Origin of the sequence: Microcystis sp. M53602_WE12 (assembly GCF_030065455.1) — a bacterium.
GTDB lineage: Bacteria > Cyanobacteriota > Cyanobacteriia > Cyanobacteriales > Microcystaceae > Microcystis > Microcystis aeruginosa.
In genome coordinates this window covers 1-14,176 of record NZ_JASJFB010000421.1, presented here as the reverse complement: position 1 = coordinate 14,176, position 14,176 = coordinate 1, and the positions used below count along the sequence as shown (strand labels likewise).

At 44.6% G+C, this 14,176-nt stretch carries 13 protein-coding genes, 1 tRNA gene and 1 pseudogene; 12 read left to right on the top strand and 3 right to left on the bottom strand.

Annotated features, from left to right (window positions below; genetic code table 11):
- Nucleotides 1–245: pseudogene (locus tag PX482_RS14250) on the bottom strand (hypothetical protein); the annotation flags it as partial.
- Here PX482_RS14250 and miaB point away from each other — a divergent pair.
- Both miaB and PX482_RS14240 read left to right on the top strand, forming a co-directional pair.
- Nucleotides 244–1,584 (top strand): tRNA (N6-isopentenyl adenosine(37)-C2)-methylthiotransferase MiaB, encoded by a 1,341-nt coding sequence (gene miaB, locus PX482_RS14245; protein ID WP_288056942.1) that lies wholly within the window; start codon nt 244–246, stop codon nt 1,582–1,584. The pseudogene PX482_RS14250 and the gene miaB sit on opposite strands and share 2 nt — an antisense overlap.
- Before the next feature lie 166 nt (nt 1,585–1,750).
- On the top strand, nt 1,751–2,137 hold the full coding sequence (locus tag PX482_RS14240) for a C6orf136 family protein (protein WP_079209815.1): 387 nt from the start codon (nt 1,751–1,753) through the stop codon (nt 2,135–2,137).
- On the opposite strand, the gene PX482_RS14235 is transcribed toward PX482_RS14240, so the two are convergent.
- Both PX482_RS14235 and PX482_RS14230 read right to left on the bottom strand, forming a co-directional pair.
- Nucleotides 2,134–2,283 (bottom strand): hypothetical protein, encoded by a 150-nt coding sequence (locus PX482_RS14235; protein WP_192845972.1) that lies wholly within the window; start codon nt 2,281–2,283, stop codon nt 2,134–2,136. The two genes, PX482_RS14240 and PX482_RS14235, sit on opposite strands and share 4 nt — an antisense overlap.
- Before the next feature lie 47 nt (nt 2,284–2,330).
- Entirely contained in the window at nt 2,331–3,743 is a 1,413-nt protein-coding gene (locus PX482_RS14230) for a slr1306 family protein (RefSeq protein ID WP_002759339.1), read from the bottom strand.
- Nucleotides 3,744–3,920: 177 nt separating this feature from the next.
- On the opposite strand from PX482_RS14230, the gene rpmG reads away from it, so the two are divergent.
- From rpmG to PX482_RS14180, 10 genes are all read left to right on the top strand, one after another.
- On the top strand, nt 3,921–4,115 hold the full coding sequence (gene rpmG / locus PX482_RS14225; RefSeq protein WP_002734724.1) for a 50S ribosomal protein L33: 195 nt from the start codon (nt 3,921–3,923) through the stop codon (nt 4,113–4,115).
- Between the two features lie 40 nt (nt 4,116–4,155).
- Entirely contained in the window at nt 4,156–4,371 is a 216-nt protein-coding gene (gene rpsR, locus PX482_RS14220) for a 30S ribosomal protein S18 (RefSeq protein WP_002732313.1), read from the top strand.
- Nucleotides 4,372–4,767: 396 nt separating this feature from the next.
- A complete protein-coding gene (locus PX482_RS14215) occupies nt 4,768–6,996 on the top strand; it encodes a sensor histidine kinase (RefSeq protein ID WP_002759341.1) in 2,229 nt (742 codons plus the stop codon).
- A 77-nt stretch (nt 6,997–7,073) separates the two neighbouring features.
- Nucleotides 7,074–7,146, top strand: a tRNA-Phe gene (locus PX482_RS14210).
- 248 nt (nt 7,147–7,394) lie between these two features.
- Nucleotides 7,395–8,138, top strand: a complete 744-nt coding sequence (locus PX482_RS14205; RefSeq protein ID WP_002759344.1) for a HEAT repeat domain-containing protein — start codon at nt 7,395–7,397, stop codon at nt 8,136–8,138.
- The gene (locus PX482_RS14200) at nt 8,122–8,739 is read left to right on the top strand and encodes a flavin prenyltransferase UbiX (RefSeq protein ID WP_002759346.1); all 618 of its coding nucleotides are present in this window, start codon (nt 8,122–8,124) and stop codon (nt 8,737–8,739) included. Before PX482_RS14205 ends, PX482_RS14200 begins: the two co-directional genes overlap by 17 nt.
- Nucleotides 8,740–8,888: 149 nt before the next feature.
- A complete protein-coding gene (locus PX482_RS14195) occupies nt 8,889–9,503 on the top strand; it encodes a LapA family protein (protein WP_002759347.1) in 615 nt (204 codons plus the stop codon).
- A 197-nt stretch (nt 9,504–9,700) separates the two neighbouring features.
- On the top strand, nt 9,701–10,912 hold the full coding sequence (locus tag PX482_RS14190) for an RNA-guided endonuclease InsQ/TnpB family protein (RefSeq protein WP_002759349.1): 1,212 nt from the start codon (nt 9,701–9,703) through the stop codon (nt 10,910–10,912).
- Between the two features lie 49 nt (nt 10,913–10,961).
- Nucleotides 10,962–11,486, top strand: a complete 525-nt coding sequence (gene ilvN, locus PX482_RS14185; protein WP_002732118.1) for an acetolactate synthase small subunit — start codon at nt 10,962–10,964, stop codon at nt 11,484–11,486.
- 194 nt (nt 11,487–11,680) lie between these two features.
- A complete protein-coding gene (locus tag PX482_RS14180; RefSeq protein ID WP_288122583.1) occupies nt 11,681–13,933 on the top strand; it encodes a PBP1A family penicillin-binding protein in 2,253 nt (750 codons plus the stop codon).
- Nucleotides 13,934–14,176: the final 243 nt, after the last annotated feature.

Genomic DNA, 14,176 nt, shown 5'->3' with positions numbered 1-14,176 from the left:
GGGGAGTGGGGTGTGGGGTGTGGGGTGTGGGGTGTGGGGTGTGGGGTGTGGGGAGAATAAATAAAAATAATCTCCTGTCTCCTGTCTCCTGTCTCCTGCCTCCTGTCTCCTGTCTCCTGTCTCCTGCCTCCTGTCTCCTGTCTCCTGCCTCCCGTCTCCTGACTCCTTCCTCCTGCTTCTTTCAAGTCAGAGAATAAATAGCCTAAAATAGAAACCTGCACTATTGTTTCTGTAGCCAGCATCATGAATAAGTCCCCACGTCGTTACCATATCACCACCTTTGGTTGTCAGATGAATAAAGCTGACTCCGAACGCATGGCGGGTATTTTAGAAGATTTGGGGTTTCAATGGTCTGAGGATGCCAACGAAGCCGATTTAATCCTCTACAATACCTGTACAATTCGCGATAATGCCGAACAGAAGGTGTATTCCTATCTCGGTAGACAGGCTAAACGCAAACAAACTCAACCCGACCTTACTTTAATTGTCGCTGGCTGCGTGGCTCAACAGGAAGGGGAACAATTATTAAGACGGGTTCCCGAAGTGGATTTAATTATCGGTCCCCAACACGCAAACCGCTTGGGAGACTTATTACAACAAGTTTTTGACGGTTCCCAGGTGGTGGCCACCGAACCCATCCACATCATGGAAGATATCACCAAACCGCGCCGGGATAGTAATATTACCGCTTGGGTGAACGTCATCTATGGTTGCAATGAACGCTGTACCTATTGTGTGGTTCCGGGGGTGCGCGGGGTGGAACAATCTCGCACTCCTGCGGCAATTCGAGCAGAAATGGCACAATTAGGACAACAGGGTTATCAAGAAATCACCCTTTTAGGTCAAAATATCGATGCCTACGGACGGGATTTACCCGGAGTGACGGCAAGCGGCCGACATCTGCACAATTTCACCGATTTACTCTACTACGTTCACGATGTGGCCGGCATTGAACGTCTCCGTTTTGCCACCAGTCACCCCCGCTATTTTACCGAACGTTTGATTAAAGCTTGTCAGGAATTACCTAAAGTTTGTGAACATTTTCATATCCCTTTTCAATCGGGGGATAATGATATCCTCAAGGCCATGAAACGGGGCTATACTCAGGAAAAATACCGACAAATTATTGCTAATATTCGCGATTTAATGCCGGATGCTGCCATTAGTGCCGATGCGATTGTCGGATTCCCCGGAGAAACAGAGGCACAGTTCGAGAATACTTTAAAATTAGTCGATGAGATTGGTTTTGATCAATTAAATACCGCTGCCTATTCTCCCCGTCCCGGGACTCCTGCCGCTATTTGGGATGATCAATTAAGTGAGCAGGTAAAAAGCGATCGCTTACAAAGATTAAATCATTTAGTGGCCACAAAAGCCGCTGAACGTTCCCAAAGATATTTAGGCAGAATTGAGGAAATTTTAGTGGAAGACGTTAACCCTAAAGATGCTGGTCAAGTTATGGGAAGAACTAGAGGCAATCGCTTAACTTTCTTTACGGGAGATATTGAGGAATTGCGAGGCAAATTTGTTAAGGTTAAAATTACCGAAGTCCGTCCCTTTAGTTTGACGGGAGTGATCTTTTAATAGTTAACAGTGACCCCTCAGCAGTGAAAAAAGGCAATAGCTATCGGGAATAATTGGCCAAGTAGGTAGCTGTTAAAAATTGTCAGATACCCCCCTTATCAAGGGGGGCAGGGGGGATCAAAGGCAAAATCTATCTTCAATTTAATTATAACTAATTACTTACTTTATGGATATTATCGCTATTTTGCAGCAAGATTATCAAAGATTTCCCCTCGATCAAACCTATGATATTTATGCTGATAACGTTTATTTTCAAGACCCTCTCAATCAATTTCGGGGGATTAAACGCTATCGGGAAATGATTGGTTTTATGAGTCAATGGTTCCAAGCTATCAAGATGGATGTCCACGCAATTGAACAGCAGGGAAATATTATTAATACCCGTTGGACATTGCACTGGACAACTCCTTTACCTTGGCGGCCCCGCATCGCTATTTCTGGAGGCAGTGAATTAACTCTCGATGACAATAATCTGATTATTTCTCATATCGATTATTGGGATTGTTCGCGCTGGGATGTGCTGCGTCAGCATTTACCTTTTCCCGGTTCTTAACTAGGGTCTGCTGAAAAAGTTTTTCGTGGGGACAGGGTGTGGGGTGTGGGGTGTGGGGTGTAGGGTGTGGGGTGTGGGGAGAATAAATAAAATAATCTCCTATCTCCTGACTCCTGAATACTGACTCCTGAATACTGACTCCTCAAAACCTAAGACTCTGTACCTCACAACTATGGAAATTGCTATAGATTTTTTAACTGGAAAATGCCGACCAACGAGCGCTCGTTTGCTTGACAAAATCCTGTAAAAATGCTAGGCGCTGATTTTGTTCCCAGACCTGTTTAACTTTATTCTGCAAACTCGTCCAATTCCAATCATTATTCAGCTGCTCGTTAATTTCCTGTTCTTGGAAATATTCAATTAAAGTTAAACCAGCTAAACGAGTTAGATAGGCTGCCCCAATTCCCTGCACTGTACCACCAGCGATATAAGTAATCGCATTTCCCTTGAGAATCGTTCCTAATGCCTGGGTTGTCACTTCTACCATGCCTAATTGTACCATCATCTTCCCTAGGGTGGCCATGGCTGTTTTTGCTTGTTCAAGGGACATTTTTTGTTGATAAATTGCCCCTAAATCCACTAACATTTGAGCGTTAGTAGCTGCCGCTAAAACTAAATCTAGGGCCGCGAGAGGATTAGCAAAAGTGGCAGTAGCGGCTATCCATTGGTATTGTTCGATAACAGGTAAAGCCTTTTTGCGTCGGGATTGATTGAGTAATTGTTTGGTTTCCTTTGCTAATTCTAGCGCTTGTCTCCAGATAGTTCCCAGAACTAATTCGGACTTTTCTTGTTCGATAATTTTTCGGAGATGATTATCTAAAGGAGCGATAACTACCGTTTGGGGTTCCGTCCATTCCTTGATTTCCCCATTGCTTTGATGTTGACGAACTTTTAGGGGTTCAGGGGCAGCGGCTATGGCTAAAATATGATGAGCAGGAATAGTTTCTTTCAGTCTTTGTTTTAGGGAAAGGAGAATTTCTTCTCTGGTTTCGGCGGGTAAACGATCCTGTTTATTGAGTAACAGGATAACACGCTGGTGCATTCGATCGAATTGCTGGAGGATTTGCCATTCGGAATCGGTTAAATCCCCATTGATCAGATACAAAACTAAGTCGGCTGCCAGGGACTTTTTCTGGTTAGCGGTGCAGTCGAGAGTCAGAAGCGGTTCCGTTTCCAGAAAAGCGATAGATTCTCCAAAGTTGCCGCTTTCTAGTAGTTTTTTTAAGGCAGTTTTACCAGTTTTTCTAGCGCCGGTAATGGCAATTTTCAGGTCTTGGCGACTAAATTCTTGGTTTAATTGGGTTAAAGTGGTTTTCAGTGGGGTTAAGTCTTGATTGGGGTCTTCTTTGGCCAGATAATTAATTATCTTCTCGGCTTTGCTAATCGCTTGTTTAACCTTTTCTAGACTCAGGGGAGTGGGGGGGGAAAAATCGATTTTCGAGTTGGGTTTTTGCCAAAACCAGATACCGGCACCAAGGACAAACGCACCTAAAATACCCCAGGAACCGATTTCGCTCAGTTTACTATTGAGAGTTTCCCCCAGGGTTAAAGCGATGGTAATGCCTATCCCCGTCACTAAAATCGGTTTACCCAATCTTATCGTCATTTTTCCTCATCCTCGCCAACTGCTGTGATTATTCTAGCTTTTTTGTGCTGGATTTCATCCCAAACTGAACTTTTTAGCCGACAATTCCCTGCGTTCGCCCCGGCCGCTCTTGCCTAAAAAGCCCTAGATATGTCATAATGATCGATTGCGTGTAAATTTACCCGATCCCCTGTTGTTATGGCTAGTAAAAAAGGCGTTCGCCTAATCATCACTGTAGAATGCACGGAATGCCGCAGTAATCCCGATAAGCGTACCCCCGGCGTTTCTCGCTACACCACCAGCAAAAACCGTCGCAATACCACCGGCAGACTGGAAATCAAGAAATACTGTCCCCACTGCAATAAGCACACCGTCCACAAGGAAATTAAGTAAGCACACTTTAGTTAAAAAGTCAAGCAATCTTTACAAATCTATGAGCTACTATCGTAAACGTCTCTCCCCCATCTCCCCCAGTCAACCGATTGACTACAAAGACACCGAACTCCTCCGCAAATTTATCACCGAACGCGGCAAACTTCTACCTAGACGCATCACCGGTTTAACTTCTAAACAACAGCGAGATTTAACGGAAGCGGTAAAACGGGCCCGTTTAATGGCTTTATTGCCTTTTGTCAACCAAGAAGCCTAAATTCAGTGATCAGTAATCAGTAATCAGTGAGCAGTGATCACTGAAAATAACACATATAAGTAATAGGACAAAATTAACTTCTTGGTGAGGATAGGCACTCATGCACTCATGGAAGAAGTAGTTAGATATACTGAATTAATTGTGTCTAGCTACTTAACTTAAAACTTAAACCTGATCACTGATAACTGGTCACTGATAACTGATAACTGATAACTGATAAGCGATCTCAGTATATTGGGGTTGCTTTCTCGTTTTTGCAAAGAAATATATCGAAATCGGCAGCGGATAGGAAAATTCGTGCGAGAATCTTAAAAAATAATTAAATCGCTCTAGGAGTAGCCAACGATTTTGTGATTATCGATCCAAATCCACCAATTAGCACAATAGGAGGCTCTTATGGAAAAGCAGCCGTCAGAAATCGATACCGAGTTGGATGCACAGCTAAAAGAGGAGGATTCCGAGCAGTTTCTGCGTAGTATATTTAATTCCGTGCAAGCGTCGATTTTTGTGGTGGACGTGCTGGAAAATAGAGATTTTCGCTATGTGGGGTCAAACCCCGTTCATGAACGCTGGACAGGATTGCGTTCATCAGAGATTAAAGGCAAAACTCCCGAACAAATCCTTCCCCCCGATGATGCGCGTAGTGTGCGGCAACACTATAGTGATTGTGTACGTTACGGAACGACTATTTCCTACGAACAGTATTTACCTTTTCAAAATATACCCTACTGGTGGCTAACAACTTTAACACCCCTACGGGATAACAATGCGCGCATCTATCGTTTAGTGGGAACCAGTACCAATATCACCGAACGCAAACAGGCCGAAGAAGCTTTAAGATTACAAGCAGAACGGGAACAACTACTGGGGGTAATGCAGGAAAGAATCCGGCAATCGTTGGATCTCGATCGCATTTTGCAAAGAACCGTTAAAGAAGTGCGACAATTTCTCAACTGCGATCGAGTGTTAATTTATCGTTTATTTCCCGATCATAGTGGCATGATTGTGGTGGAATCCCATACTGCGAGGATTAATTCTGTCTTAGGAAACAGGATCCAGGATCCCTGTTTTAATTTATCCCCAGAACGTCTGGAAAATTATCGTCGCGGGAGAATTCAGGTTATTGAAAATGTCCATAATTCGGGACTTGATCCCTGTTATCGCAACTTACTTACTTCTTTGCAAGTACAGGCTAACTTAGTGGTGCCAATTCTCTGCGATAACCAACTCTGGGGGTTACTAATTGCCCAAAATTGCCAAAAAACTCGCTCTTGGCAATCCCAAGAAATCGATCTGCTCAAACAATTAGCCATTCAAGTGGGAATTGCCATTCAACAAGCAGAACTACACCAACGGGTAAAATGCTTGAATACTGCCCTAGAATCGGAGGTTCAGCAAAGAACCGCCGAATTGCAGATGACTTTGAAGTATGAAGCATTAATCGGACGGATTACCGAAAAAATTCGTGATAGTCTCGATGAAAATCATATTCTGCAAACCACCACTAGGGAATTAGTCCAGGTTTTACCCGTAGAACGGGCCCAAATTGAGCTTTATGATCCCAGTCGCAGCAAAGCCACCATTGTCCACGAATATACCACTCAAAAGCTTATCTGTCAGGGAATTACCCGTCAAATTAGCGATTTTCCCGAAATCTATCAACCGCTGCTGCACAAACAAATTTTACAATTTGTTGATCGTCTTCCCCTTGGTAATCCGCAAATTGGTCGTGTTAACCGTTGCGCTTGTGCTATCTTTGACGATCAGGGTTTTTTGGGCAATCTTTGGCTAATTCGACCAGCTAATCATATTTTTAACTCTTTAGAAACTAATTTGATTCAACATATTGCCACCGAATGTGCGATCGCTATTCGACAAGCGCGACTTTACGAATCTTCCCAAGCACAAGTGAGGGAATTAGAAAAACTGGAAAGATTAAAAAGCGAATTCCTGAAAACCCTTTCCCATGAACTGCGAACCCCGATTACCAGCATTCGTCTAGCGGTGGAAACCCTAGAAAGTCTCCTAGAAGATCAAGGGATCGAGATCGATCCAGAGAATTCGATCGGTCAACTGTTGCAAATTCTTAACATTGAATCTCAACGTCAGAGTAAGTTAGTTAATGATCTGTTGACTTTAACCTATCTGGATGCGGAAAGCGAACCCCCGGCGATCGAAACAATCGACTTACTTTCTTGGCTACCCTTATTAGTGGAACCTTTTCGCACTCTCACCCGCGAGCGACAACAGCAGTTAATTGTAGATATAGATGGGGATATACCGGAGATTAACACCAGTCTGTGTCATATCGAGCGCATCATAGCGGAATTACTGACCAATGCTTCTAAATATACCCCAGAACAAGGAATAATTCGGGTAAATGTCTGGCGTGCGGACGAGCAAATATTAATTAGTGTGAGCAATTCAGGGGTAGAAATCGTCCCAGAGGAATTATCAAAAATATTCGCCCCTTTTTATCGCATTCCTAACCACGATCCCTGGCGCTACAGTGGTACTGGTTTAGGTTTAGCTTTGGTCGGCAAACTGATTAAACCCCTGAATGCTACCATCGATGTCACCAGTGCCAACGCTGTCACCACCTTTACCCTCACCCTGCCAATCTAGTCGAGCGGAAAACTTTTTAGAAAAAAACCTTGCAATTATTTCGAGGGCGTGCTATGTTGAGAAAGGACAAAAAAAACGCCGAGATAGCTCAGTTGGTAGAGCAGAGGACTGAAAATCCTCGTGTCCGCGGTTCAAATCCGCGTCTTGGCATCGGAAAAACAATAGAATTTGCCCTGTATTTACTTTCTAGTCTGCTAGGTTTTGTAAATGCAAGAATAGGCGGTGAGAATGCGTCTTAGCTTATCAGTGATGATACGGGCTGCCTATCTTCGCTCGGATTTGGATCTTCAGTTCACTGATAACTGATAACTGATAACTGATAAGTCTCCCCAACCAGCAACTACTTTTTGATTTTGGGCTTGACGTAAGCGGTCACGGATTAAGATAATCTAACAAGTATGTACGACAATGAAATCCTAGACCCTAGCAACTCCTTAAATAATCCTCTCGATGGGAGCGATCCAGATCAAGCAGCGGAAATCCCCCCCGATCCAGAGGAAATGCTCTCATTGCTTACTTCTGATCATCTGAGCGAGAGAATGATCGCGGCCCGCGCCTTTTGTGAATTGCGTGACGAAAGAGCGATCGCCCCGTTACTGGAGATGTTAAACGATGTCTGTCCCCTGGTGCGTGTCAGTGTCGCCTATGCTTTGGGCAGAAATCCCAGTCTTAGCGCCGTGGAGCCTTTAATCGAGCTACTGGCCAGAGATTGGAATGGTTACGTCAGAAAAGGGGTAGTTTGGGCCCTGGGTAACTGCGGAGAGCGCAGAGCGATCGAGCCTTTGGTTCATGCTCTCAAAACTGATATTTCGGCGGTGCGATTATGGGCCGCCAGTAGTTTGGCCCAGATTGCCAAGGTCAATTATGAAGATATCATCACCGTGTTGCCGCCTTTAATTGAAGGATTGCGCCGGGATTTAATCGCAGCGGTGCGGAGTAATTGCGCTTGGTCGATCGGTCAATTATGCCGAGAATTGCCCTTAAATGTGATTTATGCCACGGCGATCGATGCTTTGATCGAGGCCTTGGTGGAAGATGAGGATTTAGGTGTCAAGGAAGATGCCAGGGGTGCTTTATTAAAAGTGGGCGACCCGAGAGGATTACAATTGATCGAGGAATTAGAGCTTGAAGGAATTATCTAAACCGCTAATTTTGGGCGTTACGGGGGCATCAGGACTGATTTATGCCGTCCGTACTCTCAAATATCTACTTTTAGCCGACTACACGATCGATCTAGTGGCCTCCAAATCAGCTTACACTGTCTGGCAAGCAGAAGATAATGTGCGGATGCCTCCAGAACCAGAGCTGCAAGAACAATTTTGGCGCAGTCAATCCGGGGTGATGGAAGGGGGAAAACTACGCTGTCATCGTTGGGGTGATGTGGGGGCAACGATCGCCAGTGGTTCCTATCGCACCCTTGGTATGGTAATTATTCCCTGTAGCATGAGTACAGTGGCCAAATTAGCGGGGGGATTAAGTTCCGATTTGCTAGAAAGAGCGGCCGATGTGCAGATTAAGGAGGGCAGAAAATTGGTTTTAGTGCCGCGAGAAACCCCTTTTAGTTTAATTCATCTGCGTAATTTAACTACTTTAGCCGAGGCGGGCGTTAGAATTGTACCGGCAATACCGGCCTGGTATCATCATCCCCAATCGATCGAGGATTTGGTCGATTTTGTCATCGCTCGTACTCTCGATCAGTTAGATATCGATTGTGTGGCCATTAATCGCTGGCAAGGACATTGACAGTTATCAGTTATCAGTTATCAGTGGGTAAGTTATCAGTTATCAGATGTAAGTTTTAAGTTAATTAGTTAGTTAGTTATCTTTATCTTTATACCTGATCACTGTTTACTGATTACTGTTTACTGATCACTGAATCAAGGGAGGTAAAAATGGGCTGGATCATGGTCTTATTTGCGATCGCTGTAGGCGGATTACTGATCTGGCAGAATCTGGGGGTGATCACTTTGGTCTTTTTTGGCGGTATTATGACGGTAAAACTGCCCCTAGCGGTCTGGGTGTTACTTTTCACCCTAGCGGGAATTATCAGTGGTTTAACCCTGCAATTTCTCTATAGTTTTGGTCGTCCTTTGGCCGCCCCAAAAGCTTCCCCTCCTATAGCCAATAATCCTCAAGTCCCACCCCCATCTCCCCGACCTACCTATATTCAAGATCGCGCCGCTTCTCCACCGGGTAACGATTGGGAAAGAGATAGCGGTGATGATTGGAATTTTGATGCACCCCCCGAAAAACCGACTACCATTCAGGATCGGGAAGAATTCCCGCCTAGGGTTGCTGATGGGGAAAAAACGAATTTTGTCAAGCCTCCAGAGGACAGTTATCAAACTGGCTCAGTTTATTCCTATAGTTACCGCACGGCCAAACAGACTCGCGGGGAAAAAGCCGAGCAAGTTTACGATGTCAATTATCGGATTATTACGCCCCCCGCCCAGGATGAAAACCAAGAGCGGGAGGTAAACAAAGGGGATGAGGAAGATTGGATATAAACTTTGACAGAGTAGAGGTTTCTACCTGAATCCCTCAGAGAAGACAAACTGTTCCGGCCTTGTCTCCTGTCTTACCGAAAACTTGGGTTTAAGGTTCCCCGCCATGCCCGCGTAGCAGAGGGCGGCTTTTAGGTGATGGGTTGTCAGTTTAATATTTAATGTGTTAAAATAAGTTTATTCTTAAAATTTTAGAGTAAATGTTTGTCCTAGAGTTTAAAGTTGAGGCTAAATTAAAACAGTATCAGGCTATAGACGATGCTATCCGCACCGCTCAATTCATCCTTAATAAATGCTTAAAGTATTGGATGGACAACAAAGGTGTAAATAAGTATGATCTATCAGCTTATTGTCGAGTTTTGTCCCATGACTTTAAATTTGCTAGTCAATTAAATTCTCAAGCAAGGCAAGCATCGGCTGAAAGGGCATGGTCTTCTATTTCCCGTTTCTTTGACAACTGTAAGCAGAAGGTAATCGGAAAGAAAGGCTATCCTCAGTTTAAAAAGTTTTCCCGCTCGGTTGAATACAAAACAACAGGATGGAAGCTTCTTAACCCTAAAACCATTCATTTCAGTGATAAAAAGGAGATTGGAACACTTAAACTAAAAGGGACTTGGGACTTAGGATACTTTCAGCAGTCTGACATTAAACGAGTTAGGCTTATTAAACGTGCTGACGGCTATTATTGTCAATTTGTTCTCTCTTGTGAAGTAAAAGAGGATGTTAAACCATCAGGTAAGTGTATCGGAATAGATGTGGGATTAGCTTCTTTTTATACTGATCATGAAGGTAATAAAGTTGACAATCCTAAATTTTTAAAAAAGTCCGAGAAAAGATTAAAACGACTTCAAAGACGATTATCTAAAAAGAAAAAGGGAAGTAAAAATCGTCAAAAAGCTAGACAAAGATTGGCTAAGGCTCATCTTAAAATAAGTAGGCAACGTAAAGACTTTGCTGTAAAGTTAGCAAGGTGCGTAGTTCGCTTCTTAGATGTGATAGCCCAGGTCGATTTAAGAATTAAGAACTTAGTCAAGAATCATTGTTTAGCTAAATCGATCAATGATGCGGCCTGGTATCAGTTTCGAGAATGGCTGGAGTATTTTGGGGTTAAATTCGGCAAGATAACGATTGCTGTCCCACCGAACTATACAAGCCAAAACTGTTCAAACTGTGGTGAAGTTGTTAAAAAATCTTTATCGACTAGAACCCATCAGTGTAAGTGTGGGTGTGTTTTAGATAGGGATGAAAACGCCGCTATTAATATCCTTAAAAAAGGGTTAAGTACCGTAGGGCATACGGGAACTTTTGGGCTAGACCCGATGAACGCTTGGGGAGAGAATACCTCTACTTTTTCAGAAGTAATTCTGTCTAAGCAAGTAATCTCTTGGAACCAAGAATCCCCGTCGCTTTAGCGCGGGGAGTGTCAAAATGGGGAAATCTAGGTTGTGTAGATAGAGCGCCATGAAACACACATTATCCGTATTAGTTGAAGATGAAGCGGGAGTCTTAACCCGTATTGCTGGATTATTCGCCCGTCGCGGCTTTAATATTGAAAGTCTGGCCGTGGGTCCTGCCGAACAGATGGGAGTTTCTCGGATTACGATGGTAGTACCAGGAGATGAGGACAGCATCGAACAGTTAACCAAACAACTTTACAAATTAATTAACGTCCTCAAGGTGCAGGATATCACCCAAACCCCCTGTGTGGAAAGGGAATTAATGCTGATTAAAGTTAATGCTACCGCCGAGCGCCGGGCCGAAGTGATCGAATTAGCGCAGGTATTCCGGGCGCGGATTGTGGATATTTCCGAGGAAACCCTGACCATCGAAGTGGTGGGGGATCCGGGTAAAATGGTGGCGATTATGCAAATGCTGAATAAATTTGGCGTTCGCGAGGTGGCCCGTACCGGTAAAATTGCTCTGATTCGCGAGTCGGGAGTCAATACGGAATACCTCAAAGCTTTAGAGGCTAAAATGTCAATTTAGGGATATTGGGTATGAATTGGGAATTGGGGAGATGGGGTGTTGGGGTGTTAGGGTTTTAGGGTGTTGGGGTGTTAGGGTGGTCACTGCGTGCGCGTTGCGGGGGGTGTTAGGGTGTTGGGGTTTTAGTTGAAATTCCCCACTCCCCACTTCCCCTATTGCCTATTGCCTTCAGAAGCTGATAACTGATAAAAACTATGTCTAAGCAGTCGCCGAAAACCCAAATTAGTCAACTTGTCACCGTTGCCGTGCAGAAATTGCAAGGAAAGGTGAATTTTCAGGCGGTAAATCTCAAAAAAGGGGCGAGAGTTCCCGAATTACGCCTTAAAAACGAGAATGGCAGCGGGGAAAGCAAATATCCCCTTATCGGCGATCGCTATTTGTTAGGCCGTAGTTCCAGTTCCTGTGATATTACTATCCGTAATACCGTGGTCAGTCAGATTCATTGTTCCCTGCAGCGTGACCCGAAAAATCCCCATAATTTCCTGCTCACAGATGAAAACTCCACCAACGGGGTTTATATGGGTAAACGTCGTCTCAAAAGCGTTTCCCTGCGTCATGGTGATACCTTTACCCTGGCCCCTCCAGATTTAGCCAATTGTGTCACCATCTCCTATTACTGTCCCCCTCCCCTGTGGGCGAAACTTTTGCGCTATGGTTTCTATGGTGCGGGGGGTATTTTCGGTTTATTAGTTCTAGCGGTTATCTGGGAAAGTCGCAGAGTTAATGTTTATCCACTCCCTTCCGGGGTGAGCGGTCCGGTGGTGGTTTATGCTAGGGATGGTCAAACTCCCCTCAATCCCAGGCGACAGGAAACTCACCAAGAATTAGATAATCTGGGCGATTTTTCTCCCTATCTGCCCAAGGCGGTTGTCGCTTCCGAAGATAGTCGTTTTTACTGGCATTTTGGCGTTGATCCTTTCGGGATTGTCCGGGCTGTTATGATTAATTGGCAAGGTCAAGGCATTCGTCAAGGGGCCAGCACCCTGACTCAACAGTTAGCGCGTAGTTTATTCCCCGAAGTCGGTCGCCAAAATACTGCCGATCGCAAACTCCGGGAGATGGTTGTCGCCTTACAATTAGAAGCAGTCTATAGTAAGGATACAATTCTCAAAACCTATCTCAATCGAGTTTATCTCGGTTTGGCCGGTTACGGTTTTGAAGATGCAGCCCGCTTTTATTTCGATAAATCCGCTAGAGATTTAGATATCTCCGAGGCTGCCACCCTTGTGGCTATGTTACCCGCCCCGAATCTATTTAATCCCATTCAAGATTACGACACTTCCGTACAATTACGCAATCGTGTCATCGATCGCATGGCCCAATTAGGCATGATTTCCCCGGAAGCGGCGGCCAGCGCCCGCAGATCTCGCATTGAAATCAGTCCCCAAGCCAAAAAATCCCTATCTAGTACGATTGCACCATATTTTTATAGTTACGTTTTCGAGGAATTACAGGACCTTTTAGGGGAAGAAGTGGCCAAAGAGGGCAATTTTATCGTTGAAACCAGTTTAGACCGCCGGCTGCAAGCGATCGCAGAAAAAAGCTTAAAAAATAATGTCTTAAACCAAGGCCCCCGCTATCGATACTCCCAAGGGGCTTTAGTTACCCTAAACAGTCAAACTGGGGAAATTCTCGCTTTAGTCGGGGGAGTTGATTATCAAAAAAGCCAATTTAACCGCGCTATCCAAGCTAAACGTCAACCCGGTTCCACTTTTAAGGTATTTGCTTATGCTGCCGCCCTAGAACAGGGAATATCGCCCTATAAAACCTATACCTGCGCTGGACTCTCTTGGCAAGGACAAGCCTATTCTCCCTGTGAACGCAGTAGCGGGGGGGTCAATATGTTTCAAGGTTTAGCGCAATCGGAAAATAGCGTCGCCCTTCGCATTGCTCGCGAGGCAGGATTAAGTAATGTGGTCAATGTGGCGGAACGTTTGGGGGTGAAATCACCTTTAAATCCCGTACCGGGGCTAATTTTAGGGCAAAGCGAGGTAAATGTCTTGGAAATGACTGGCGCTTATGGGGTTTTTGACCATGGCGGGCGCTGGAATCGTCCCCACGCCATTAAACGCATTCTCGACGCTTCCGACTGTAAAAATGTGGAGGATTTGAGTACCTGTCGGGTTATTTATGACTATGGCAAGGATAGCGAGAGAAATCAGCAGGTAATTTCCCCTAAAACCGCCGAAACGATGAATAGTTTATTGCGGGGGGTGATAACTAATGGGACAGGCGGCGCTGCCAGTATTGGCATGGGAGAAGCGGGTAAAACGGGAACTACTAATAATTATGTGGATCTCTGGTTTATCGGCTATCTTCCCCGTCGCGACTGGGTGACAGGCATTTGGTTAGGGAATGATAATAATTCTCCCACTTCCGGCAGTAGTCAACAGGCAGCCCGGTTATGGGGCGATTATCACCGTCAGTTAATCACTACACAAAACTAATGCCAATAGGACTAGCTACTGTTCCCATTGCCTGTTCCAGAGTTCCCTAAAACCAGAGACTTCGTACCTCACTATCAAGATAACTGCTTTAAACTAATAAGGACTTGCTGAATAATGGTAAAACCCTTTGAAAATAAGGCTTTTGACCTGTTAAAATCTGATGTTAGTGCAAGAAAATAGGATTGGGACATTCAAAAACCTTGCATTATTCTCCTCGTAGTACATAAACTGGTACAAAAAAAG

Bases quoted from the DNA above. Each gene is read 5' to 3' on its own strand.
- miaB (WP_288056942.1), top strand. From the start codon at position 244: ATGAATAAGTCCCCACGTCGTTACCATATCACCACCTTTGGTTGTCAG.
- PX482_RS14240 (WP_079209815.1), top strand. From the start codon at position 1,751: ATGGATATTATCGCTATTTTGCAGCAAGATTATCAAAGATTTCCCCTC.
- PX482_RS14230 (WP_002759339.1), bottom strand. From the start codon at position 3,743: ATGACGATAAGATTGGGTAAACCGATTTTAGTGACGGGGATAGGCATT.
- rpmG (WP_002734724.1), top strand. From the start codon at position 3,921: ATGGCTAGTAAAAAAGGCGTTCGCCTAATCATCACTGTAGAATGCACG.
- rpsR (WP_002732313.1), top strand. From the start codon at position 4,156: ATGAGCTACTATCGTAAACGTCTCTCCCCCATCTCCCCCAGTCAACCG.
- PX482_RS14215 (WP_002759341.1), top strand. From the start codon at position 4,768: ATGGAAAAGCAGCCGTCAGAAATCGATACCGAGTTGGATGCACAGCTA.
- PX482_RS14205 (WP_002759344.1), top strand. From the start codon at position 7,395: ATGTACGACAATGAAATCCTAGACCCTAGCAACTCCTTAAATAATCCT.
- PX482_RS14195 (WP_002759347.1), top strand. From the start codon at position 8,889: ATGGGCTGGATCATGGTCTTATTTGCGATCGCTGTAGGCGGATTACTG.
- PX482_RS14190 (WP_002759349.1), top strand. From the start codon at position 9,701: ATGTTTGTCCTAGAGTTTAAAGTTGAGGCTAAATTAAAACAGTATCAG.
- ilvN (WP_002732118.1), top strand. From the start codon at position 10,962: ATGAAACACACATTATCCGTATTAGTTGAAGATGAAGCGGGAGTCTTA.
- PX482_RS14180 (WP_288122583.1), top strand. From the start codon at position 11,681: ATGTCTAAGCAGTCGCCGAAAACCCAAATTAGTCAACTTGTCACCGTT.